The sequence below is a fragment of the Bacillus sp. FJAT-42376 genome, from assembly GCF_003816055.1.
In the GTDB taxonomy this organism is placed as follows: Bacteria; Bacillota; Bacilli; order Bacillales; family Bacillaceae; genus Metabacillus_B.
On sequence record NZ_CP033906.1, the window covers coordinates 2,104,985 to 2,127,260 of the forward strand.

Sequence of the window (22,276 nt, forward strand, 5' to 3'; positions counted from 1 at the left end):
CCCTTTTTCTTCAAATGAAAATCATCTCAGAACCGTTCGTCTGTCATCATATGAGCCTGGGATAGACAAACTGGTTCTCCTCCTCATTGCCGTACCATATAAAGCCTTTCGTCAAAGAGGCAGCGACAAGGGTCGCTCCGGCGTATTCTAAATAGCTGCCAAAAGCCTGAAGCGCGTTTCCTTTCTCCTTTTTCTTTTGAAGCAAATATGCCGCCCCAATGGCTTCAAGTGCAGCTCCGAGTGAAAGGAGATACTCCCCGATTACAATGGCTTCTGCAAATGGAAGTCTTTCATCCACAAAGTTTGCTTCAATGGCTGCACCGGCTGATTGAATGGAATCGCCTAAAATATCAAGCTTCAATCCAGCGGTTTCCTCTCCTCTTAATAAAAGAATTCCAGCAACCGTGTTTGTAGAATTTCCGGCTGCCTGAAGCCATGAACCAAGTACGGAGAACGGACGGGTCCCCAATGTGGATAAAGCAATGGCCTGCAGTGCATTACCTGTTGCTTCAACACCGTTTCCGATGACCACTAATTTTTCGCCCAATTCGTATTCGGATTCCTTCCCGGCTACAAGAGTCTCCCCCGCAGCAGCGATGGCCGTTCCGATTGATTGAATCCATGCTCCGGTGATTTCCAGCAGTATCTCATAGCCAGCCACATCCTACGCCTCCCAGGGAAAAATATGTATGCTTCATTGTATTCAGACTGATCGCCGTTTGGCTATGCACATGTTTCTATTTAAGGAAAAGTTTATTTTAATTGATTATGCATGCTGTGGATCCTTTTGCTTCTTGCCATTGGATAGGGAAGCGGGAGAGACCCGCATGTGCAAAGCGTCGTGAAGACTTACCTTTTACCCTGGGATGACCGGCTGGCTTCAATCAGCAGTCACGTTGCTGAAAAGCGGTTTGCCTGAACAAACCTAAAAGCCCCCCTGCATGAGGGGGGCGGCTCAGGGCTATGGCTGAACTTGCATCGGAGCCGGAGAAGCGAATACGTTCTTTTTTTTCATTTTCAATACGTGCGTTCGTGCCATCAGATCCTGGAGCCCCTCTTTCCGGCTGCTGAATGCGACAAACAGAAAAAGAAAGGGGAAGGAGGCACAAAGATAAAGGCCTATGTATCTTAACACTGCAGATTTAACCGTAATTCTTCCTCCCGAAGCGCTGACAACTTTTAATCCAAGCCAGTATTTTCCCAATGTCCCCTGATAAACAGAAGCCGGCATCGTAATTTGATAATAGAGGGACGCGGCGATGCATAGAAGAAAAATAATGCTCCGGACAATTGTATTCACCATTGTATCCGGAATGAGGAAAGTAGCCGTTAATGCAACAAGAACAAGACTTAGCAGCAAAACCGAATCAATCAGCTGAGCTAATGCCCTGATCCAAAACCCAGCGTATCGCTCATGAATCAAGTGAATCCCTTCCTTTCATTCAATTAATATAGTAAAATATAGTAAATTATGGTTTTATTTACCCTGAGTAAGTACAGGATAAACGTCCTGATTAAACATTATGATGAGAAGGAGGAATGGATATGCTGATTGCGATCATCATCATCTTTTCAGGAATCATGATTTCTGCCCATTTTTTTTTCACTCTTCAAGCTATGGATCAGGGCGGGAGGATAGCGATGGGACTTTCAAATCCCTCCAAGTGCATTTTGTGTACGAAATGCGGTGCAAAAAACAAACGGCAGGCTCAAGCTCAACTATGCAGAAAGTGTTATACCGCTTTTTAAATTCCATATTCGAAGCCGGATGTAAACCGCTGACCTCTATACCATATTTTGTTAAATATTTGTGAAATATGACATAATAATGCCAATTTGGATGAACCTTTCATAGGGATGTTTTGTCTTTTTTTCATCACTTTGTACGTCGGTGGGTATAAACGCTCATGGTAAATCGGGTTTAAAATCATATAAAAACGATTGTAGTCCTAAGTAATCGACTTTTTTCGACAAAAAGCTTATGACTTATGTCGAACATAATAATCCAAATTTCCGTTGTGCAGACTTGAAAATTTCTCCTATACTTGAAGAAAGATGAAGTTGGAAGGTGAATGGGACTTGAATGAGATGGATCGCTTTAATCAGCTGATGCGAAGCGTTATGAATACGGAAGGCGATTGCTACGCTGTACAGCAGCTCAGAGGAGAGCTGGTTCAGCTTATGGATCAATTTACTGGAATTATTCACCAGACGACCAACCATGTTTCAGAGGCTGCCCAGGATTGGAAAGGGAAAAGCGCCGAAGGATTTAATCGAGTCATGGAAGAAGCGACCGATGCTTTTACTTCGATTTACGATCACATGAATCAAATGATTACCGGACTTCAGCATGAGGAAGTCCGCTTAACTGAGCTTGCCGCTCAATTAGAGGAGAAAGCGAGAGAAACACTTCAATGAGCCATACAAACCCTCAAATGGAAATAGTCATCCGCGTAAATGAACTGCTTGATTTAAGCAGCCGATTAAAAGAAAGAGAACAGGATCTGCTGGATATCGAACAGGGTTTTACTCATTCCTATTTTAAAGCCTCTTCCCATTATCCACAGATTGAGCAGACAGAAATCTCGTACCATGCAGAATCCATTAGAATTCAATTGGCGAAACTGACTGAAACGATGGCGCACCTTGCAGAAATTACCCGCATGACCCCTGCCAAGCTTAACTCAGCAGATCAGCAGTCTGCTGAGCAAATCACCCACTCCTGAAGACTTAAACCATATAATGTTCCATTCGAAATCAATCCTTGCATCGGTCATTTTCTTCTATAAAACTGTTCTTTGAGCTGGATAAATTCTCGTTTTCCAGCTCTTTTTTAAATTTCAAAAACTCTTTCCAAGCCAGAAATCCCGCAAAGCCAATAAGAGCCGCCGCTTGAAAACCGTTTTTTTTGTTCATATCAGCCGCCTCCTCTATGATTAGAATATCGCGATATGTTTAATCGTATATAAAAGAGTGGAAAAAGAAAAGCAATCAACTTATTTCAGGAGGGGTTCATGTGAAAAAATGGGCTGTATACATAAATGGAGAATGGATTCAAACGGACGAAACGATGAATATTGAAAATCCGGCAACGAAAGAGGTATTTGCAACCGTACCGAAAGGAGGAGCAAAGGAGGCAGAAGCTGCAGTTGATGCTGCACATGAAGCATTATCGGGGTGGTCGTCACTTACAGCGTATGAAAGAGCGGACTATTTGGAAAAGTGGCATGCTCTTATCAAAAAGAATGAAACAGAAATCGGCAAATTGATGACCATGGAACAAGGCAAGCCTGTTAAAGAAGCAACAGGTGAAGTAGGCTATGCAAATAGTTTCATAAAGTGGTATGCAGAAGAAGGAAAGAGAATATATGGGGAAACCATTCCTGCTTCCGCTTCGAATAAACGCCTTTTTGTCATAAAGCAGCCTGTTGGGGTGATCGCCGCCATTACTCCATGGAATTTCCCTGCAGCGATGATTACAAGAAAAGTAGGACCTGCTTTGGCAGCGGGATGCACGGCGGTCGTAAAACCGGCTTCATCCACCCCGCTAACAGCATTAAGGCTTGCTGAGCTTGCAGAGGAAGCGGGCATTCCAAAAGGAGTCCTCAACGTGATTACCGGTTCTTCCCGTGAAATCTCTGAGACATGGATGGCGGACGAAAGAGTGAAAAAGCTCTCCTTTACCGGTTCCACTGAAGTAGGAAAAACCTTAATGAAGGGTTCGGCCGACACAATGAAAAAGATTTCGCTCGAACTTGGCGGACATGCCCCTTTTATCGTAATGGATGACGCTGATCTCGATGGGGCTGCCAAAGCGATGGCTGCCTCGAAGTTCAGAAACTCGGGCCAGACTTGTATTTGTACAAACCGTGCATACGTGCATGAGGCAGTGTACGATGAATTTATGGAAAAATTTAAAGAAGAGGTTTTTGCGCTAAAGGTTGGCAACGGTATGGACGAGGGTGTTTCCATCGGTCCCCTGATTGATGACGACGGCCTGCAAAAAGTAAAAGACCATATAGAGGACGCAGAAAGGAAAGGCGGAGTCATTTTTAAAAGCCCTCAAAAAGCTCCCGATTCAGAAGGGTACTATATCGAGCCGGTTATTATAGGTGAAGCTGCAGATGACATGCTTTGCATGAATGAAGAAACATTCGGTCCTGTCGCCCCTGTAACAAAGGTTAAGGATATGAAGGAAGCGATACAAAGGGCGAATCAGTCCCCTTTCGGACTGGCAGCCTATGTGTATACAGAAAACATCTCAAAGGGAATACAATTGGTTGAAGCCCTTCATTACGGGATTGTTGGATTAAATGACGGACTTCCATCCACGGCTCAAGCTCCCTTCGGCGGAATGAAAGAAAGCGGTCTTGGACGTGAAGGGGGAAGACAGGGAATAGAGGAATATTTAGAGGTTAAGTATGTATCTTTGGGTCTAAAAATGTGAATTTCCCGTTGAATGTATAAGCATTGTAAATTTTAACTGTTTATATTGATGAGGTCAGGGGTATTAAATAGAAAATCATATTCATATTGAGGAGGAGTTCAGGAAATGACGCAAATTACGATTCAGGATAATAAAAGGCAAAAGAGCAAAAACAGCAAGCTAGTTAGAGGGATGCTTTTAGGAGCCATTATCGGCGGAGCTGTTACAATGCTGGATTCCAACACGAGAAAAAAAGTAACAAAGGGAGCCGCCGGCATTAAAGATTCTACAGTCGGAATGGTTCAGAATGTGAAAGATAATCCGGGAGAAGTCAAAGACCAATTCGTGTCTCAATTCAACAGCGCCAAAAGCACGCTTGAGTCCGCAATCCGGGATGCGCAAACTATTTATGAAAGCCTGAATAACGGGGTATTTAAAAAGATCACCGAAGTCGCAGTTACTTCACAGGAAGCCATTCAAAATGTGAAGAATGCAGCAGGGGATGTAAAGGAAGTAGGATCAAAGGTAGCAGATGCAGGAGCAGAACTGACTGAACCTGTCAGCAGCCTAGCAGACAAACAACCCTCATCTACGGCAACTGAAAACTTTGAGTCTTCCATTCCGAGCCAATCTGAAAGACCGCAAGACTCCGCTAAACTGTAATGAAGCCTTACATAAAACGGACAGCCTGAGCTGTCCGTTTTTATATGTCTTCACAAAAATCCGTTTAGCATATCCACGCTGACTCCCCCGAGATCACAGTCCTTATCGATTATGCTGTTTCCATTTCCGTTTCAATAGAAAGCGGGAGAGTTATCAACACCTTCGTTCCTTTACCCTGTGTGCTTGATATAGTGAAATTCCCCGTGTGATCATCCAGTATTTTTCTGCAGATGAGCAGCCCGAGCCCGGTTCCTTTTTCTTTTATCGAGTAGAAAGGCTCTCCGAGGAAAGGCAGCCGATCAGGATCAATCCCGATTCCTGTATCTTCAATCGAAATCTTCAGGTGGCGTGCTTCTTCGGTGATTTCAATGGAAATCTTTCCTTTATTCGGCATGGCGTCCATTGAATTTGTCAGGAAATTCAAGAAAAGCTGCTGAAGGGAATCTTTCCTTCCATCCACATAAGAAGGCCCCTCTTTCTCAGCAAGAAGTTCCACTGATATCTCCCGGTCATGTAAATCGGGGAGAAGGACCCGGATAACAGGATCCAGCAAATCCTCTTTTACATCGAGTCTCGTGCAATCAGCACTTTCCGGTTTAGCAAGGGTTAAAAATTCATTCGTTACGAGCCGGATCCGGTCTAACTCCTGTTTCATGATCCGCAAATATTCCGTATTCAGCTCATCGGACATCTCCATTAACTGCAGAAATCCTATAATAGAAGTCAGCGGATTTCTGATTTCATGAGCTACAGCGGTGGCCATTCTCCCTGCAAGAGCGAGTTTTTCCTGACTTTTAATGGTTTTATCCATTTCCGCTTTTTCGGTAATGTCCTGAAAAGTAGCGATAATGTATTCTACCTCTTTCGTTTGATCAGCATAAAGAATTCTCGTATCAATGAGGATCCATCTATTTTCGCGTTTAACTGGGTTATAGACACCCATTACGAAATGGGAGACTTCTTTTTTGGTCCGCAGCGTGATCATGGATGGGTGTTCGATCCCTGACAAAGCTTTTCCATGTTCATCCTTTGAATGCCATTCCATGCTGTGTGAGCTCATATTCAAAAGCTCAGAACTGGAGTAACCAAGAATTTCAGTTGCGCACTCATTGGCAAAGACAATCGCCCCTTCTGAATTTTGAACCGTAATCCCGCATGCAATCGCTTCATAGTATTTGTTCTTTGCGTTTTCCAGCAAGATTCGATCTGTCTGGTCATAAAAGGTAATAACCTGGCCCCGGCCGTTTGCCATTAGATTCGATGAAAGCTCAAAGTATTTAATTTTTCCGTCTTTTTCTATTTTGATTTCAATCGCTTCATTCGCTTCAAGCAAAAGATCAACAGAAGCAGGGTCTGTCAGCTTGAGAAGAAATGGCCGGACTGATTTGCCCATGATTTCAGCAAGTTCCATGTCTGTTAAAACGGATAAAGCGCGGTTCACAAAGATGACGCCTTTCTGCTCATCAATTCCGAGAATCCCTTCTACAGAGGAAGAAAGGATGTCCTTCATTTGATTAAACATATTTTTAAATTTGAACTCCGCTTTTTTGCGGGGGGTTACATCGCGCATAACGACGATGACAGAGGATTGATTTTGACTGCGGTCTGATATTCCTTTTGCTTCAACGGTGATGGTCCTGCCATCTTTTCTATTTATATTAAATTCAATCGGCCCCGCGATATCGAGATCCTGATTAAGAAGAGATTGAAGGCTGTGATAGGCGATGGTCTGTTCTTGCGGATGGATAAGGTTTAAGATGGATCCATTGGCTTGAAGACAGCTTAACCCAAGCATCTTTTCGGCTTCAGGATTCATGTAGGAAAGGGTATGATCCTGATAAATGATAATCCCATCCGGATTATGTTCCACGAGCCGTTTAAACGTTGTATGGCTTTCCGCCAGCCTTTTTTCATACTGCTTATTTTCAGTTAGGTCGATTCCTGTACATACAATATACTGGGTCTCCCCATCCTGACTGAAAATTTCTTGATTGGACCAGCGGATAAGCATTTTTTCACCGGATTTTGTTATCCAGTAATTTTCATAAAAGGCGGGAAAAGGCCGGATGGAACGGGAAAAAAATTCTTTTGCTTCGGCTCGCAGACCCTCTTCCAGCATCAGGTTCCAGATATATTCCCCGCTTGCTTCTTCAAATGTATAACCGGTGTGAAAGGTGCAGTGCCGGTTCCAGTCTGCAATTCTTCCCTCTGAATCAAGTAAAACTACGAATGCCTGGATGGTATCCATAATCGTATGGGAAAATTCCTTCTCAGAAAGCAGTCGGTCAAATGCTTCCTTTCTTCTATCGATTTTTTTCATGGAAGTGTAAATGAACGTTTTTTCATCCAATTCAAGAAGGCAGCAATTGGTCTCTACTGGTATTTTCAGCTTTGACTTTGTCACGATTTCCATTTCCAGTGTAATTTCCCGATCGGAGGCGAACCGACCCTGAATGGTACGGAAAATCTCCGGGTCAATATGCCCGAAGAACAGTGAAACTGGGTCAAGCTGCTTCATTTCTTCCCTTGTGTAGCCAAGAAGCTCAGATGTCCGGCTATTGCAGTCAAATACATGAGCAGCGAGGGGTGCCAGCGATGTCACTTCCGTAATAACGATAGCTTCATTTGTTTGCATGAAAAAGTAGTGGAATAATTTCATTAACGGTTCGTCCATTTTTAAATCTTTCATTTTCCCGCCCCCTTTTATCTGGATTATTTTTATTTTATTTGATTTGTGAAAAAAATACTAATTTGATTTCTATATAGTGTGCATAAATATTTTCATAGCCCTATATAGATTTACTTAGACTATGGGAAAGGCGTGTAGCCATGAAACGTGAAGCAGAAAAGGAACTGCTTTATTTGACGGAAAAACTGAAAAAGGAGCAGCTGCCGAACGGTTCCTGGTCCTATATGTTTGAGACCGGAATAAAAACGGACTGTTTTATGATTGTCCTTCTTAAAGCTCTCCAGCTGGATAAACCTGATCTTATCAAGAGGCTGGCAGCACGGATTGCCTCCAGGCAGGATCGCGGCGGATCTTGGAGGCTGTTTCACGATCAGGAGGAAGGAGATTTATCCACAACGATTGAAGCGTATTATGCTCTTCTTCTAGCCGGGATCTATAAAGAGGCATCTCCGCAAATGCAGGCGGCAAAACGATACATGATTGAAAAAGGAGGCATAAAGAGAGCAGGGCTTTTCACAAGAATCATGCTCACTCTTACCTCCCAGGACGAGTGGCCTTCTTTTTTTTCTGTTCCAATTGAAGCCATTCTCCTTCCGAAACATTTTCCTGTTAATATGTATGATTTGTCGATCTATGGGCGGGCCAATCTGATTCCCATCTTGACCGCTTCCGCAAAGCGGTTTAGAGTGGTTATCCCGAATGCACCGGATTTAACCGGTCTATATGGAGCAAGGTCTGAACCGCCCGATTATGAACGGTCAGAAGAATGGCGGGGGCTTTACGGATTCTTGATGTCAGGGGTTCAAAGCATGACGGGAGGGACCCCCCGTCTTAGAGAGGCGGCTCTAAAAAAAGCCGAGAATTATATACTCCACAGACTGGAATCGGACGGAACGCTTTACAGTTATTTCAGCTGTACGTTTTTAATGATATTTGCTCTGATGGCCATTGGCTACGACCGGAATCACCCTGTCATCCAAAAGGCTGTCAGCGGTTTGATTTCGATGGCCGCTCCTGCCTCAGAAGGTCTCCATATGCAATATACAACCGCTCATGTCTGGAATACCTCCTTGCTTTCTTACGCATTGCAGGAGGCTGGAATAAAGGATGGAATGGTCGGCAAAGCCAATCAATATATCATTTCGAGGCAGCATCATTTGTACGGAGACTGGGTCATTCACAATCCAGATGCGAATCCCGGGGGATGGGGTTTTTCTGATATTAATACGCTGAATCCGGATATTGATGATACATCTGCTTCCCTTCGAGCCATCCATGCGGAAGCTCAAATACATCCGGAGCGGCGTGAAGCATGGAATCGGGGGCTTCAATGGCTCTTGTCCATGCAAAACGGAGATGGGGGATGGGCATCGTTTGAACGAAATGCCAGCCCGCCATATGTTCATTTTGTTCCGATTGAAAAAGCGGAATTTATCATATCGGACGCATCCTCTGCTGATTTGACAGGAAGGACGATCGAATTTTTATGCGGTTTTGCGAAACTGAATCCTGAAAATTCAGCTATTCAAAAAGGGATACGCTGGCTGCTGAAACATCAGGAATCGAATGGATCGTGGAATTCAAGATGGGGGATTTGCTATATATATGGAACCTGGTCCGCTATGACAGGACTCTCTGCAGCCGGGTATTCGGAAGATTCGGAGGTCATCAGGCGTTCGAAAAAGTGGCTGGAGCAAATTCAAAATCCGGACGGAGGGTGGGGAGAATCGTGTAAAAGTGATCTCTATAATCAATACGTGCCGCTTGGAACAAGCACCCTTACTCAAACCGCCTGGGCTGTGGATGCGCTCCTTAGCTGCAGCAGAAAAGTGACACCAGCCATCCATAAAGGCATCCGGTATTTAATTGAACATATGAGGAAATCGGACTGGACATCGGATTATCCAAAAGGACAGGGATTTGCCGGCCAGTTTTATATCCACTATCACAGCTACGATCTCGTTTATCCAATGCTCGCCCTTTCTGCCTATCTAAAAAAAGCAAATGACCAGCCCCATGCATAGGCTATAGCAGAATCTTTTCCGGAAGGAGCTGCTGTCAAGCATGAGAGAGGACAAAAATAAACCAAGTGCAAGTCCAATGAGAATGATTAATGACTTTTTTGAAAACCGCCCCGGGAAAACCCTGCTGGACACAATGGATGATTTGTTTACCCGGCAGTCCGGCAAAATGTACTTTGGAGTCCATCTTTCAGAAACGATGACCCATTACATTGTAAAAGCTGAAATTCCCGGAGTCTCCAAAGACGAAATAGACCTGGAACTGGAAGGCCAGCAGCTGGTCATCCGGCTTTATCCGCATAAAAGCAATAAAGATGGAGCTAAATGGGATGGTGCAAAACGTATGATTGATTTGCCGGGCAACGCTCTTCTGCAGGATATGAAAGCTCAATACCAAAATGGAATACTCACGGTCCGCTTTCCAAAGAAACAAGGAAGGAAAATCACAATCGATTGAAAAGGCTGACTATACCGGGACATAACAAGATGGATGGTCCAAAAAAACGAATCCCAGTTCCATTCTTCGGCGCGTTAAATAGAATCCCTTTCTCGCAGCCATTGTTGTTTTTTCATCAGGTAAGTTTCATTACGATGCAGACACTCGCTTTCCTCTGCTTCCCAAAGGAGTCGAGTGCCTTCCGCTTCATTCACATGTAAAAGGTACAAATCCATAAAGGAAATACAAACATAACCCGAACGATAAGGCGATCGATTCATGAACCTCTCGCCTAATTGTTCGGGTTTATCATGGGCTTTGATATTTCTGTCCCAGCATCTTTGTAAAAAATGGTTCAGACTCAATAATTCAGTCGATATCATACAGCAATGTGCGGGACTGCAGAGGAACTTCTCGTTTTCCTTACTCCTCTTGTACGCTGAATCCCTGTATCTCTGCTGCATATAAAAAAGGCTGTCTGGATATGAATTCGTAAACCGGATAGTCTAAGTCAATGAAACCTTTGTAGCCCGGGCGGAAATTAATTTCAATCAGCCAGATTTTCTGGTCCCTGTCCAGAGCTAGATCAATTCCAAGTTCAGCGAAGTGTTCACCGGTTTCATCGAGCCGGGCAGCAAGGTTTTTGCTAATTTGCTGGATTTGATTTATTATATTTTCCGGTTTTTCAATGTTGATCAGTTTCAGCATTTCCTGTATATGAAACGCGGAACCGCCCTGAGACAGGTTCGTGACGTCCTGATTTAATCCAGCCAGCCTGCATTCAATTCCGGAGCATACCCAGCCGCTTTTTTTCTGCATGATGACACGGATATCAAAAGGGCGTCCGTTAACTAGAGAAAGATCAATATAGGACTGAGACAGGTATCTCTTTTTGAAGATTTTTTCGTGCTGGAGCTCATTGATAAGATCTTCATGGTGGGTGAAATGGATGACTGTCCAATCTTCATTCTCTTGTTTTGTTAATGAGTAATGAAAGTCAGAAAGCTTCTCTGCAAAAAGTATCCCCCTGCCCTGTGAGTTGCTGACCGGTTTTAATACAATTTTTTTATACTCATGAAGCATGTCCAGTACGATTTTTTCAGAGACTGCTTTTTTGGTAGCCGGAAGCTGCATATTTTGTATGGAACGTTTCAGGAAGAATTTATGAGTTTTCCATTTATCCCATCGGTTTGTATTGAAAAGGATTCCGCCCATTTTTTTATAGGAATTCCTGAAATGCCGGAAATTTTTTTGTCTGAGGTGACGCCGGTAGATTACGGATGGCAGAGGGAAAAACGCCGGTTCCCAGGAATTTTCAGCCGCATTCCAAAGAAGCCCTTCTACTGCCCGTATATCCCAGTTGATGGCTGAAATGGTGAAGGCGGCCAATGTACCGCCAATGAGCGGATAGGCTCCGGCTCTGACAGAATAGTGTTCCGCCATATAGGCAGGTGTATATTCACCGGGCTTGTTTCCAAGAAGGAGTCCGATGGATGGGCCAAAAACAAATTGACCGTTATGGCAAAGAATTTGATAGGGAACGTTTTCCTTTAACAAAAGCTCTTGCATGACGAGTTCATGAATCATGACGTGATGATGATCGAGGGTATCATCGACAGCCACTTGACCGCTCAGTGAACGCAAACCGTGGCAGATGGTCAGAGGCCCCCCTGTTTGCAATGAGAAGGTATTCGGGATTTTTACGAGAGGCTGTGATAATTCATGATCCTGCATGACTAAAATCTCATAGAACGTTGTCATTCTCATCTTCCTCTTTATTCTTTCTCGGATTACTCCTCATTTGACTGGGATTTTTCCAGGATGGCAATAAGCTGGTCATCTACCGATTGTTCAAGTGCGGTTGCTGCTGCAAAAGCTTGGCTTACAAGCTGCACCAGTTCCGCTGATTCCTCCTTGCCGGCTTTTTCTAAAACATGTCCAAAGCCGTTATATAGACTGGATAAACCGATATTTTTGTATGCTATAGACAGCAAAAGAAAGTCACTGATTTCTTCCCGGTCAAAATCCAGGGATGGTGTAAGGTCCGGTATTACAGGAAAGCTCATTCGTTCACCGCCTTTTCAATAAAGTCTTTACTAATGTATGAAGCTGTATCAATAGTTCCTGTATATTTGTCTTATAAAATACTAAAATTAGAAGAATCTATTAAAAATGAATCAATAGCTGTATATATAGAACGGCATATCGTATCATTTATCTTTGGAGTGATATAATAAAAATTAGAGAAGCACTTAAAGAAAAGGGGAATATTCGATGACAACTCCTGCAAAAACATGCAAAGAATCTTTTGTGGTGAAAACATCCATGGTGCTGCCGCCAGATACAAATAATCATGGGACGCTGTTCGGCGGAAGACTGATGGCCTATATTGATGATATTGCAGCCATCGCAGCGACTAGACACTCAAGAACGCTTGTCGTCACAGCATCAACGGACTCTGTTGATTTCCTGCACCCGATCATGGTTGGTCATTCTGTCTGTCTTGAAGCGTTTGTCACCTATACTGGCAGAACGTCGATGGAAATTTTCGTTAAGGTCGTGGCGGAGGATATGCTTTCCGGAGACCGGAATGTATGCGCTCTGAGCTTCCTGACATTTGTAGCTGTCGATGCCAATAATAAACCGACTCCTGTACCGCAAGTGATTCCGCAGACGGAAATGGAAAAGCAGCTGAATGAAACAGCAAAAGCCAGAGCGCAAGCAAGAAGAAACCGAAAAATGGAATTTGAAAAAATGGCAGAAATGTTTGGAACCGATATGCCTTGGTAAAGAAAACGCATTCCGGTTCCATAAACTGGACAGAATTTTTCATCTGTCTGACTTCTTTTTAGGACTCAATTGTGATTTAATGAGGGTATAAAGCATTACGGTTCGGGGAGGATCGGTTATGAAGATTAATTTTACGAAACAGCAGTATCATACTCTTGTGAAAATGCTTTACCTCTCAACATGGGTCGGAGCAAGAGAAGAACACGAAGATCAGGCGGATGAGTTCTTCAAGCTTGAAAACTATGTTCTTTCGTTTGCAGAATCCTTTGGTGTCGACCATCTTGTAGATTATGATTCTCTTGAGGATGAATACTATGCTTCCCGTCAGCTTGATGAAGAGCTTGAGGACATTATCGCTGATTATGAGGAAGAAGTCTTTTGGGACAAGCTCTGCGCACTTCTTGCAAGACGGGATCTGATGAAAGAAGAAACAGTGATCAATACATACAGTCCTGAACAGCGTTTCGAACGGCTTATGGAAATTGAAGAAAAATACCATCAATACTTCGAAGAGTTTGGTTTGGAGAAGGTCAAAGTAGAATAGCTTAAAGGACCCTCAAACTCCACTAGTATATTTGATATTTAGATCAAAAACGGAATATAAACCCCCTGTATGTTTGGATTTTGCAAGCATACAGGGGGTTTCTTTGTGAACACTGGAATCGTGGCGAATTACTGGCCGGCCCCTTTTCAGGCATAAGGAGTGACTCGCATTCTGTCATAAAGCTCTGTATTATGTTTTGCCCTTGTAACCCGTCTGACCGGTATTAAAAGAGGAGGGAATAGGGTATGAAGGAGAAAAGGGAAGATTATAAGTAACTCATGTTCGAGATCGAGCAGGGGAGCGGATGGCTTTAGCATATGGTGATCAGAACAAAAGGGAGGGTTTCAAGCATGTATGTTTATCGAAAAGAGGAGATTCGGGAAATAGACCGGGAAGCTGAAGAAAAAGGGTTATCCGTTTTTACCTTGATGGAAAACGCCGGTTCAGGATTGTACAGGGCGATATCGAAACGAATAACGAAACAGCAAACGGTCTGTATTGTCTGCGGAAAAGGAAACAACGGAGGGGATGGCATCGTTCTTGGGAGGTATTTGCTGCAGAACGGGTATCATGCCAAGCTGTATTTTCCCTTTGGATTGCCGGAAATTGACAAGCCGGCCGGAAGGCATTTGACTTATTTGAAATCGTGCGGCTTTTCTCCTGTCACTGAGGAGTTAACCGCTGATGTCTGGATTGACGGCCTTCTTGGGATCGGTTTCCGACAGCCGCTCAGAAAGGAAGCATCTGAGGCAATAAGTTTTCTGAACAGACAGCAGGGAACGAAAATAGCGATTGACCTCCCTTCCGGTGTCGAAGCAGATTCAGGAAACACAGATGAAGCATTCCAGGCGGATTTTACATATTGTTTACATGGATTCAAACCATCAGCATTTAGTCATCCATCCAAATCTTACTACGGTGAAGCGGAAGTGGTCGACGTCGGTCTGCCCCGCAGCGGCAAGATTAAAATCTGGACCGAAAATGACGCAGTTCGAGCGCTTCCCTCCTTTCAGACGTCTGCTCATAAAGGGACATTCGGAACAGGCTATCTTATAGCAGGCAGTGATGAAATGCCGGGGAGCGTCCTGCTTGCCGGGATGGGAGCGCTGCGCAGCGGGATTGGAAAGCTGACCATTGGTACTACCCGGTTTGCTGCAGGGATTGCAGCCGGCGTCATCCCGGAAAGTACGTATGAGCTAGAAGGGCTTCAGAAGACCGCGAATGGGTATGTGCCCGAAAAAATAAAGGCTGCCGCCATCGGCCCTGGCCTGGAAGATGGAGAAGTGCTGAACGACGCCATTCACGTATTGCTTAAACAGGATATTCCGGTTGTTCTGGATGCGGGGGCATTAAAAGAAAGATCCTATCCAAAGAGGGACATCCCTCCGATCCTGACTCCTCACCCAGGTGAATTCAGCCGTATATCAGGTTTGTCCGTTCAGGAAATTCAAAGCAGCCGGATTGATTCCGCCCTGACATACGCGCGCAAGCACAGGGTCATTCTTGTGTTAAAAGGGGAGCAGACCGTTATAGCGTTCCCGGATGGAGAAGCCATTGTCAATCAGTCAGGGAATGCCGCTCTTGCAAAAGGAGGAAGCGGAGACACTCTCACCGGAATGCTAACCGCATTTCTTTGTACGCATCGGACCGTTAAGGAGGCCATCGCAAATGCTGTTTACATCCATGGGAAAACAGCCGATAGGTGGATAGAGAAATATGGGGAGAGAACCATGACAGCCAGTGACATTTCCGCACTGCTCCCGGAAGTTATAAAACATTTAGAAAGAAAAAAGGAAGGCTGAAGATGGAGAGGTTATGTATTATCCCCTGCGGAAAGCGGAAAATATGGGATCAGGAGCCTGATATGGGGGCTGTGGAAGCGAGGTTTGCCTACACGGGCATATTTCACCGGCTCTGTCAGGATTATGCAAGGACTTTCTTCGGGCAATGGGTGATTTTGTCCGCGAAGCATGGTTTTTTAAGGCCCGAAGATCCGGTTCCCGAAAACTATGACCTCGGGTTCCACATGAAGCATCCTGACATCATCACGATTTATGATCTGAAGCAGCAGCTGGAAGGGAAACAGCTGAACGATGTGAAGGAGGTTATTATGCTTGGAGGGAAAAAATTTGCTCCTATTCTTGCAGACGTTTTTGGGAAACCGGCTGTTTTTCCTTTAAGAGGTTCGCAGGGAATTGGGGAAATGCAGCGAAAACTGAAAGAAGCCGTAATGACTGGCAAGGAAATAAATCCTGATAACGGAGCGGGAATTTAAGAGAGAACGCCATTTCTGATGGCCGGACCGATGGGATTTCTCTGCCGGGGGGAGATTTCCAATGGGATTTTCACAAGACGGAAAGAGAGAATTGTCGAAAAAAAAGAATAGTTTGGCATTATTTTCAGGGAAATAAAACGGATGAATGGCGGCTTAGTGATTGGAACCTTCAGGACATAATCAGAAACTGCGGCTTTCATGGAAGGATCGTTTATTCTTTCTTAAAGGAGAAGAATGAAGTTAAATTGGAATTAAATCTGCTTCAGTGTTAAAATTTGCATAGAATGCTGAACAGAAAGCTGGAGGTTTGTACATATGAAGAAAGAGTTTGCCGTAATAGGTCTTGGAAGGTTCGGAGGCAGTATTTGCCGGGCGCTGAGCGAAGAAGGCATGGAAGTAATGGCCATTGATCATGATGAAGACCGGGTAAATGAATTCGCCAATATCGCCTCTCATGCAGTAGTGGGGGATTCAACAGATGAAGCGGTTCTGAAAAGCCTTGGAATCCGAAATTTTGACCATGTCATTGTAGCTATCGGCGAAAATATCCAGGCAAGTATTCTTACAACCCTGATACTTAAGGACCTTGGGGTTAAAAACATTACAGTAAAAGCCCAGAATGATTACCATGAAAAAGTGCTGACAAAGATCGGAGCAGACAAAATTGTCCATCCGGAAAGGGATATGGGCAAAAGAATCGCCCATAACATCATATCCAATAATGTATTGGATTACCTGGAGCTGTCAGATGAACACAGTATTGTCGAAATCGTCGCGGGTAAAAAACTTGCGGGGAATACGCTGATCAATTTGGACATACGGGCTAATTACGGAATTAACATTGTAGCAATCAAACGCAACAAGGAGATTATTGTATCCCCTCAGGCGGAAGAAGAAATTGAGCTGAACGATGTACTCATTGTGATTGGGGCCGATTCGGATATTGACCGGTTTGAAAGGAAAGTGCTCAACGTTTAAACGCTCTCACTGCAGAGCGTTTTTCTTATGGAAAGTTACCGGGAGATGGTGCCGGAAGAAACGGTCTATGCAGACTTTCGCGAAGCCGCTCATTTTCATGCCCGCAAAAATTAGCATTGACTCATGTATGTGAATCCATTAACATATAAAAAACCAATTAAAATATTTGCTCGTATAATCTTGGAGATAAGGTCCATAAGTTTCTACCAAACTGCCGTAAATAGTTTGACTACGAGAAGAATAGAGAATCCTGCTGCTCTTCTCCGGTCATTTCATCTGTGAGAGGAGTTTTTTTATGCAAATAGATAAAATGAAACAAAGAATGGATGCTGCATCAGGAAAAGAAATGGCGGATCTTCTCATTAAGAATGCAACGGTAGCGGATGTGTTCAATCATGAGTTTATTAAAACGGATGTAGCTGTGAAAGACGGAGAATTCATCAGCATGGGCACCCGTCAGGCCAAGGAAGTGATAGATGCAGAGGGGATGTACCTGATTCCTTCTTTTATTGATTCCCATGTTCATATTGAATCCTCCATGGTCGGCCCTTCTGAATTTGCGAAGGTATTGCTGCCCCATGGGGTGACTACGGTCATTGCGGACCCGCATGAAATCGCGAATGTATCGGGAGCAGACGGGATTCAGTTTATGCTGGACCAGTCTGAAAATCTGCCGCTTGATGTACGGATCATGCTCCCATCCTCTGTGCCGGCTGCCGTTTTTGAAGAGAGCGGAGCTGTACTTCGGAAAGAGGACCTTGAGCCTTTTATCCATCATCCGAGGGTGCTTGGCTTAGCGGAAGTGATGGATTATCCCGCTCTATTAAACGGAGATCCGGATATGCTCCATAAAATCAATATGGCCGCAAGCCATTCCATGCCGATCGACGGACATCTTGCCGGCCTAAAAGAAGATATGATCGATTTGTACAGAGCGGCAGGTGTCAGGACAGATCACGAGGTAAACACAGCGAAAGAAGCAGCAGATCGGATTCAAAGAGGGATGTATGTCCAAATCAGACAGGGCTCTGTTGCTCAAAATCTACCCGCGGTCATTTCCGCTGTCAATCAAAGGAATTCCAGAAGGTTTATTTTTTGCACAGATGATAAGCATCTTGATGAATTGAAGAGAGAAGGAAGCATCGATCATCTCGTCAGACTTTCAATCGCCAAGGGCATTGATCCGATGACGGCTATTCAAATGGCCTCGCTTAATGCTGCCGAATGCTATGGTCTTCATAAGAAAGGGGCCATTGCACCTGGATTTGAAGCTGATTTTATCATGACAGACAACCTGCAGACGATTCCTGTTAGAAGAGTGTTCCGGAAGGGCAATGAGGCAGCAGCTGACGGTCAGGTTTTCACTTGGGATTGGAAAGTCCCGTCAAAAGTGAAAAGAAATCTGCTGGATACGGTCCATATGGCTAAATTCAGCGAAGAGCAGCTGGCCTTGCCGATTGAAAGCGGAAAAAAGGTGCCTATCATTGAAATCATCCCAAATCAGCTGATTACGAAAAAAAGATTGGAAAAGACATCCGTAAAAGGGGGATATTTCTCACCCGATATCCAGCAAGATCATTTAAAGCTCGTGGCTGCTGAGCGCCATCGGTCAACGGGAAAAATCGGCGTAGGGATTGTTAAGGGCTTCAAACTGAAACATGGCGCCATAGCTGCATCCATTTCCCATGACTCCCATAACATCATGGCTGTGGGGACAAATGATAAGGCCATTCATGCGGCGATCGAAAGGCTTTGTGAACTGAAAGGAGGCATGGCAGCAGCCGATCAGAATGGCGCGATTTTAGCCGAGCTTGCTCTTCCGATTGCCGGACTGATGTCAGACAAGCCGTATGAAGAAGTCATGAGAAGGATGGAAGCGATCCATCATTCGCTGGCGGCATTAGGGTTTGAGGAAGGGTTCAATCCGTTTGTCATGCTTTCCTTTCTTGCACTGCCTGTCATACCTGACATCAAACTTACCGTTAATGGATTATTTGATGTCAATACCTTTACTCTTGTATCGTATTGAATGGATCGTATTGAAAAAAACGAACTGACCGGTCAGTTCGTTTTTTTGTATAATCCATACCATTTTTCCAGTTCATTCTTAAAGTTCAGATAAGATTTGCTATCAAGCTGATTAATAAAAAGATAGAGGCTTTCGACGATTACTTGGTTAATGATGCTTTTATTCAGCTCCTCTTTAAGGGAACCGAGAGCAGTGTTGTGTTTTTCATCCCCGGGATTCAAAGCGGCCATCCACTCTGATAAAACATCCACCATTTTTTGCTTTGGCTTATTTTCAGCAATTTTCAGCTCTGAAATAAGCAGCTGGGCTTCCTCGGCTTTAATTAGCGGTTCGTCTCCGGTTTCTGTAAAACTTTTTATGATATAATCCATTCTTTTCATTAAGTAAGGCCCCATCTCGGGGATGGAGAAAGTCTGGCTTCCTTTAATCATTAAAGCCAGGTATTCCTTAATCATGCCCTCGAGCAGAACGACGAGATCAAATTGGAAGGAATGGATTTCTTCGCCGTAAACCTCTTCGAGTCTCTCAGAGTACCAGGCGAATAAACGGAGTCTGACCGTTTTTAAATAATGAAACAGTTCACTGTTTTCTTTCATAATCTGTTCACGGATTTGCATTTGCAGAAATTCTTTATGGGACGAATATTCATAAAAGATGCTGGATATTTGTTTTTCAAAGCTTGTTCGGTAATCCGTTCCGGTTTCTTTAAGCTCATGCATTTTTTCAAAGAGTGTTTCGAAATGATGCTGAAAAATCGAGAAGAGAAGATCTTCTTTCGATCCAAAATAATTATAGATGGAACCTTTTGCTACACCGGCATCATCTGCAATTTCCTGAATGGACGTCTGATGGTATCCTTTTTCGGAAAAGCATTTGATCGCGCTGCGTATGATCACTTTTTCACGTTCCTTCAATGGCATTTACACCTTTCTTTATCTGCTTCATGCTGACTAAGGGAGATGGAGGCGAAGCTTTTCGGCTGGAAGAATGTACAATCTCTGCCTTAACTCCATAGGACTGCAATTTTTTAACTAGATTTAATAACTGTTCCATTGTCTGCTCCATTAGGATCTCCTTTTTTAGTTTATATGATTTTAAGTGGTTTGTAATTGACGAAAACTAATCCGTCATTTAAAATATGACTGGACGGTCAGTTTTCTTGATTATAGACCTTTTGTCCAAAATTATCAACATCCGGGAGAGAGAATCATGAATGAAGAGATGGCGCTTTGGAGAGATTTTTTACTGCCTTACAAATTTGCCTTGGACGATTGCAAACTGAAAATAAATATGATTAAAGAAGAGGCTTTGCTTTCGGGAACTCACCATCCAATCGAACACGTGAAGGCAAGAATAAAGTCGCCTGACAGTATCTTTAAAAAGCTTAAAAGGAAGGGACTGGAGCCTGATCTGAAAAATGCGGAAGAGCATTTACAGGATATAGCGGGAATCCGGATTGTCTGTTCATTTGTTAAAGATATTTATCTCCTTGCCGATCAATTAGAAGAAAGGCAGGATATTGTGATTCTGGAAAAAAAGGATTATATCATTCATCCTAAGTCGAACGGGTATCAAAGCATGCATTTTATTGCTGAAATACCAGTCACTCTAAAAGGCGGACTAAAAAAAGTAAAGGTGGAAATCCAGCTTAGAACACTTGCCATGGATTTCTGGGCAAGTTTGGAGCACAAAATTTTTTATAAGTTCGAAAGGGATATTCCTGATTATTTGAAACAGGATTTATATGAGGCCGCACTCGCCGTCCAATCACTGGATCAGAAAATGGAGAATGTCCGAGAAGAAGTCAGCACAATCGAGGATTCACGCGATCAAATATTGATGCCGCTATAGGGGGAAAATAAATGGAACAAACGATTAATAGAAAATGGGTCTTAACAGGCCTGATTATCGGGATGTTTTTCAGTGCTCTGGAACAAACCATTGTCGGAACAGCGATGCCGACGATTATCGGAGAACTAAATGGATTCTCGATCTTCGCCTGGGTTACAACGGCTTATCTGATAACATCCACAACGGTCATTCCGATTACCGGGAAATTGTCTGATTTATACGGCCGCCGTAAACTGTATTTAATCGGAACGATTATTTTTATTATCGCTTCCGGTTTATGTGCGACAGCACAGTCAATGGAGCAGCTGATTCTTTACAGAGGGCTGCAGGGAATTGGCGGAGGAATGATTATGCCGCTATCCCAGACCATCATCGGTGATATTTTCACCGCTGAACAAAGAGCGAAATGGCAGGGAGTTTTTGGAGCTATATTTGGATTAAGTTCAGTTATTGGTCCTTTTATTGGCGGACTGCTTGTAGACACCATCAGCTGGCACTGGATTTTCCTGATTAATGTCCCGTTTGGGTTATTATCTGCGATTTTAATTTTTGTCGGAATGAAACATGAAATCATCCGGGCAAAAGGAAGAGTTAAAATAGACGTGTTTGGGATTGCCGTGCTTATCCCTGCACTGGTCTGTCTTCTGCTTGAGCTTTCACTAGGAGGAGATAAGTTTGAATGGACATCATGGCAAAGTATGGCCCTGATAGCCGGGGCTGTTATTTTCACTGCTTTATTTATTGTGGCTGAAAAAAGGGCAGAGGAGCCGATTCTTGAATTGTCCCTATTTAAAAACCGGGTTTTCTTTACAACCAATATGATCGGATTTTTACTCGGACTTGGAATGTTTGGAGCCATCATGTTTGTTCCCATGTTTATGCAGGGAATCATGGGAGTTTCCCCGACTGTTGCAGGTTCAACAATGACCCCGATGATGATTGCCCTGATTGCTGCTAGTGTCATTGGCGGCAGACTCCTCCTTAAATGGACGTTCAGAACCGTCCTGACGGCAGGGATGGCGATTACAACAGGCGGATTCTATTTAATGAGTACGATGGGAACGGATACTCCCCAATGGCTTGCTTATACCTTTATGGTCGTTCTCGGACTGGGAATGGGGCTCGTCATGCCGACGATTATGATTGCCGTACAGAACGAATTTCCAAAGCATCAGCTTGGTACCGTTACATCCGCTTCAACATTTTTCCGTTCAATTGGCGGAACAATCGGGGTTACGGTCTTGAATGCGGTGATGAACCATTCTCTGCAGCAATCGATTGCAGAACAGAAATTTTCGGCTGGGCCAGGTGCTGCACCGGATGCAAATACACTCTTTGGCATCTTAATTCATCCGGAACTGCTGAAAATTCCTGAAGCGCAAAAAACGGCATTAATCGGATCAATTAAAGATCTTTGGGTATCTTCTTTTTCTGTTACTTTTTTAACAGGACTCATTTTTGTCCTTGCGGGAATTCTGTTTGCTCTATCTGTAGGGAAGGGAAGAGTAAAAAGAGATAAAGAAAAAATAACAGAAGAAATACCTTCTGCAGCAAATTAAAGAAAAGCGGACGCT

General features: G+C 43.8%; 22 protein-coding genes and 1 riboswitch. Of the genes, 14 read left to right on the forward strand and 8 right to left on the reverse strand.

The genetic code is table 11. The features are described from left to right. Positions 1–46 precede the first annotated feature (46 nt). Both CEF21_RS10575 and CEF21_RS10580 read right to left on the reverse strand, forming a co-directional pair. Positions 47–661: a DUF6944 family repetitive protein gene (locus CEF21_RS10575; RefSeq protein WP_123916139.1), complete on the reverse strand. Its 615-nt coding sequence runs from the start codon at positions 659–661 to the stop codon at positions 47–49. A gap of 300 nt (positions 662–961) precedes the next feature. Next, positions 962–1,423 (reverse strand): RDD family protein, encoded by a 462-nt coding sequence (locus CEF21_RS10580; RefSeq protein WP_164462158.1) that lies wholly within the window; start codon positions 1,421–1,423, stop codon positions 962–964. Between the two features lie 656 nt (positions 1,424–2,079). Here CEF21_RS10580 and CEF21_RS10585 point away from each other — a divergent pair. Beyond that, positions 2,080–2,418, forward strand: coding sequence for a WXG100 family type VII secretion target (locus CEF21_RS10585; protein WP_123916143.1), 339 nt, complete (start codon positions 2,080–2,082; stop codon positions 2,416–2,418). Continuing rightward, positions 2,415–2,726 (forward strand): hypothetical protein, encoded by a 312-nt coding sequence (locus tag CEF21_RS10590; RefSeq protein ID WP_123916145.1) that lies wholly within the window; start codon positions 2,415–2,417, stop codon positions 2,724–2,726. The genes CEF21_RS10585 and CEF21_RS10590 overlap by 4 nt, the downstream gene beginning before the upstream one ends. A 31-nt stretch (positions 2,727–2,757) precedes the next feature. Here CEF21_RS10590 and CEF21_RS21280 read toward each other — a convergent pair whose 3' ends face one another. After that, positions 2,758–2,916 carry a hypothetical protein gene (locus CEF21_RS21280; RefSeq protein ID WP_164462159.1) on the reverse strand — a complete coding sequence of 53 codons (159 nt, stop codon included), beginning with the start codon at positions 2,914–2,916 and terminating at the stop codon, positions 2,758–2,760. 100 nt (positions 2,917–3,016) lie between these two features. On the opposite strand from CEF21_RS21280, the gene CEF21_RS10595 reads away from it, so the two are divergent. Both CEF21_RS10595 and CEF21_RS10600 read left to right on the forward strand, forming a co-directional pair. After that, positions 3,017–4,447, forward strand: coding sequence for an NAD-dependent succinate-semialdehyde dehydrogenase (locus CEF21_RS10595; RefSeq protein WP_123916147.1), 1,431 nt, complete (start codon positions 3,017–3,019; stop codon positions 4,445–4,447). A gap of 105 nt (positions 4,448–4,552) precedes the next feature. Then, positions 4,553–5,089: a YtxH domain-containing protein gene (locus tag CEF21_RS10600; RefSeq protein ID WP_123916149.1), complete on the forward strand. Its 537-nt coding sequence runs from the start codon at positions 4,553–4,555 to the stop codon at positions 5,087–5,089. Positions 5,090–5,198: 109 nt separating this feature from the next. On the opposite strand, the gene CEF21_RS10605 is transcribed toward CEF21_RS10600, so the two are convergent. After that, the gene (locus CEF21_RS10605; RefSeq protein ID WP_123916151.1) at positions 5,199–7,778 is read right to left on the reverse strand and encodes a PAS domain-containing sensor histidine kinase; all 2,580 of its coding nucleotides are present in this window, start codon (positions 7,776–7,778) and stop codon (positions 5,199–5,201) included. A gap of 140 nt (positions 7,779–7,918) precedes the next feature. On the opposite strand from CEF21_RS10605, the gene CEF21_RS10610 reads away from it, so the two are divergent. Next, positions 7,919–9,802, forward strand: a complete 1,884-nt coding sequence (locus tag CEF21_RS10610) for a terpene cyclase/mutase family protein (RefSeq protein ID WP_123916153.1) — start codon at positions 7,919–7,921, stop codon at positions 9,800–9,802. Between the two features lie 40 nt (positions 9,803–9,842). After that, the gene (locus tag CEF21_RS10615) at positions 9,843–10,256 is read left to right on the forward strand and encodes an Hsp20/alpha crystallin family protein (RefSeq protein WP_123916155.1); all 414 of its coding nucleotides are present in this window, start codon (positions 9,843–9,845) and stop codon (positions 10,254–10,256) included. 402 nt (positions 10,257–10,658) lie between these two features. Here the strand turns inward: CEF21_RS10615 and CEF21_RS10620 are convergent, their stop codons facing one another. Continuing rightward, the gene (locus CEF21_RS10620; RefSeq protein ID WP_164462160.1) at positions 10,659–11,996 is read right to left on the reverse strand and encodes a YheC/YheD family endospore coat-associated protein; all 1,338 of its coding nucleotides are present in this window, start codon (positions 11,994–11,996) and stop codon (positions 10,659–10,661) included. 29 nt (positions 11,997–12,025) lie between these two features. Further along, complete coding sequence (locus CEF21_RS10625; RefSeq protein ID WP_123916159.1) at positions 12,026–12,301, reverse strand: hypothetical protein; 276 nt, start codon at positions 12,299–12,301, stop codon at positions 12,026–12,028. Between the two features lie 208 nt (positions 12,302–12,509). Between CEF21_RS10625 and CEF21_RS10630 the strand changes: the two genes are divergently transcribed. The 6 genes from CEF21_RS10630 to ade all read left to right on the forward strand — a co-directional run bounded on the left by CEF21_RS10630 (position 12,510) and on the right by ade (position 18,851). Further along, positions 12,510–13,025, forward strand: a complete 516-nt coding sequence (locus CEF21_RS10630) for an acyl-CoA thioesterase (RefSeq protein ID WP_123916161.1) — start codon at positions 12,510–12,512, stop codon at positions 13,023–13,025. Between the two features lie 118 nt (positions 13,026–13,143). Continuing rightward, positions 13,144–13,569, forward strand: coding sequence for a hypothetical protein (locus tag CEF21_RS10635; RefSeq protein WP_123916164.1), 426 nt, complete (start codon positions 13,144–13,146; stop codon positions 13,567–13,569). A gap of 350 nt (positions 13,570–13,919) precedes the next feature. Next, positions 13,920–15,371, forward strand: coding sequence for an NAD(P)H-hydrate dehydratase (locus CEF21_RS10640; RefSeq protein WP_123916166.1), 1,452 nt, complete (start codon positions 13,920–13,922; stop codon positions 15,369–15,371). A 2-nt stretch (positions 15,372–15,373) separates the two neighbouring features. Next, positions 15,374–15,844, forward strand: coding sequence for a DUF6884 domain-containing protein (locus CEF21_RS10645; protein ID WP_123916168.1), 471 nt, complete (start codon positions 15,374–15,376; stop codon positions 15,842–15,844). A gap of 315 nt (positions 15,845–16,159) precedes the next feature. Continuing rightward, positions 16,160–16,822, forward strand: a complete 663-nt coding sequence (locus CEF21_RS10650) for a potassium channel family protein (RefSeq protein ID WP_123916170.1) — start codon at positions 16,160–16,162, stop codon at positions 16,820–16,822. Between the two features lie 150 nt (positions 16,823–16,972). After that, a riboswitch (purine riboswitch) is annotated at positions 16,973–17,074 on the forward strand. Positions 17,075–17,117: 43 nt separating this feature from the next. Further along, entirely contained in the window at positions 17,118–18,851 is a 1,734-nt protein-coding gene (ade, locus tag CEF21_RS10655; RefSeq protein WP_206427810.1) for an adenine deaminase, read from the forward strand. Between the two features lie 32 nt (positions 18,852–18,883). Here the strand turns inward: ade and CEF21_RS10660 are convergent, their stop codons facing one another. Beyond that, the gene (locus CEF21_RS10660; RefSeq protein ID WP_164462161.1) at positions 18,884–19,765 is read right to left on the reverse strand and encodes a TetR/AcrR family transcriptional regulator; all 882 of its coding nucleotides are present in this window, start codon (positions 19,763–19,765) and stop codon (positions 18,884–18,886) included. Continuing rightward, the gene (locus CEF21_RS21285; protein ID WP_164462162.1) at positions 19,752–19,916 is read right to left on the reverse strand and encodes a hypothetical protein; all 165 of its coding nucleotides are present in this window, start codon (positions 19,914–19,916) and stop codon (positions 19,752–19,754) included. Before CEF21_RS21285 ends, CEF21_RS10660 begins: the two co-directional genes overlap by 14 nt. Before the next feature lie 144 nt (positions 19,917–20,060). On the opposite strand from CEF21_RS21285, the gene CEF21_RS10665 reads away from it, so the two are divergent. Together CEF21_RS10665 and CEF21_RS10670 are read left to right on the forward strand one after the other, a co-directional pair. Continuing rightward, the gene (locus tag CEF21_RS10665) at positions 20,061–20,702 is read left to right on the forward strand and encodes a GTP pyrophosphokinase (RefSeq protein ID WP_123916174.1); all 642 of its coding nucleotides are present in this window, start codon (positions 20,061–20,063) and stop codon (positions 20,700–20,702) included. An 11-nt stretch (positions 20,703–20,713) separates the two neighbouring features. Further along, on the forward strand, positions 20,714–22,261 hold the full coding sequence (locus CEF21_RS10670; protein ID WP_123916176.1) for an MDR family MFS transporter: 1,548 nt from the start codon (positions 20,714–20,716) through the stop codon (positions 22,259–22,261). Positions 22,262–22,276 lie beyond the last annotated feature (15 nt).

Excerpts from the sequence above, each read along its gene's own strand:
- CEF21_RS10630 (WP_123916161.1), top strand. The coding sequence starts at position 12,510 with ATGACAACTCCTGCAAAAACATGCAAAGAATCTTTTGTGGTGAAAACA.
- CEF21_RS10610 (WP_123916153.1), top strand. The coding sequence starts at position 7,919 with ATGAAACGTGAAGCAGAAAAGGAACTGCTTTATTTGACGGAAAAACTG.
- CEF21_RS10670 (WP_123916176.1), top strand. The coding sequence starts at position 20,714 with ATGGAACAAACGATTAATAGAAAATGGGTCTTAACAGGCCTGATTATC.
- CEF21_RS10650 (WP_123916170.1), top strand. The coding sequence starts at position 16,160 with ATGAAGAAAGAGTTTGCCGTAATAGGTCTTGGAAGGTTCGGAGGCAGT.
- CEF21_RS10600 (WP_123916149.1), top strand. The coding sequence starts at position 4,553 with ATGACGCAAATTACGATTCAGGATAATAAAAGGCAAAAGAGCAAAAAC.
- CEF21_RS10645 (WP_123916168.1), top strand. The coding sequence starts at position 15,374 with ATGGAGAGGTTATGTATTATCCCCTGCGGAAAGCGGAAAATATGGGAT.
- ade (WP_206427810.1), top strand. The coding sequence starts at position 17,118 with ATGCAAATAGATAAAATGAAACAAAGAATGGATGCTGCATCAGGAAAA.
- CEF21_RS10665 (WP_123916174.1), top strand. The coding sequence starts at position 20,061 with ATGAATGAAGAGATGGCGCTTTGGAGAGATTTTTTACTGCCTTACAAA.
- CEF21_RS10620 (WP_164462160.1), bottom strand. The coding sequence starts at position 11,996 with ATGACAACGTTCTATGAGATTTTAGTCATGCAGGATCATGAATTATCA.
- CEF21_RS10590 (WP_123916145.1), top strand. The coding sequence starts at position 2,415 with ATGAGCCATACAAACCCTCAAATGGAAATAGTCATCCGCGTAAATGAA.
- CEF21_RS10640 (WP_123916166.1), top strand. The coding sequence starts at position 13,920 with ATGTATGTTTATCGAAAAGAGGAGATTCGGGAAATAGACCGGGAAGCT.
- CEF21_RS10635 (WP_123916164.1), top strand. The coding sequence starts at position 13,144 with ATGAAGATTAATTTTACGAAACAGCAGTATCATACTCTTGTGAAAATG.
- CEF21_RS10625 (WP_123916159.1), bottom strand. The coding sequence starts at position 12,301 with ATGAGCTTTCCTGTAATACCGGACCTTACACCATCCCTGGATTTTGAC.
- CEF21_RS10615 (WP_123916155.1), top strand. The coding sequence starts at position 9,843 with ATGAGAGAGGACAAAAATAAACCAAGTGCAAGTCCAATGAGAATGATT.
- CEF21_RS10605 (WP_123916151.1), bottom strand. The coding sequence starts at position 7,778 with ATGAAAGATTTAAAAATGGACGAACCGTTAATGAAATTATTCCACTAC.
- CEF21_RS21280 (WP_164462159.1), bottom strand. The coding sequence starts at position 2,916 with ATGAACAAAAAAAACGGTTTTCAAGCGGCGGCTCTTATTGGCTTTGCG.
- CEF21_RS21285 (WP_164462162.1), bottom strand. The coding sequence starts at position 19,916 with ATGGAGCAGACAATGGAACAGTTATTAAATCTAGTTAAAAAATTGCAG.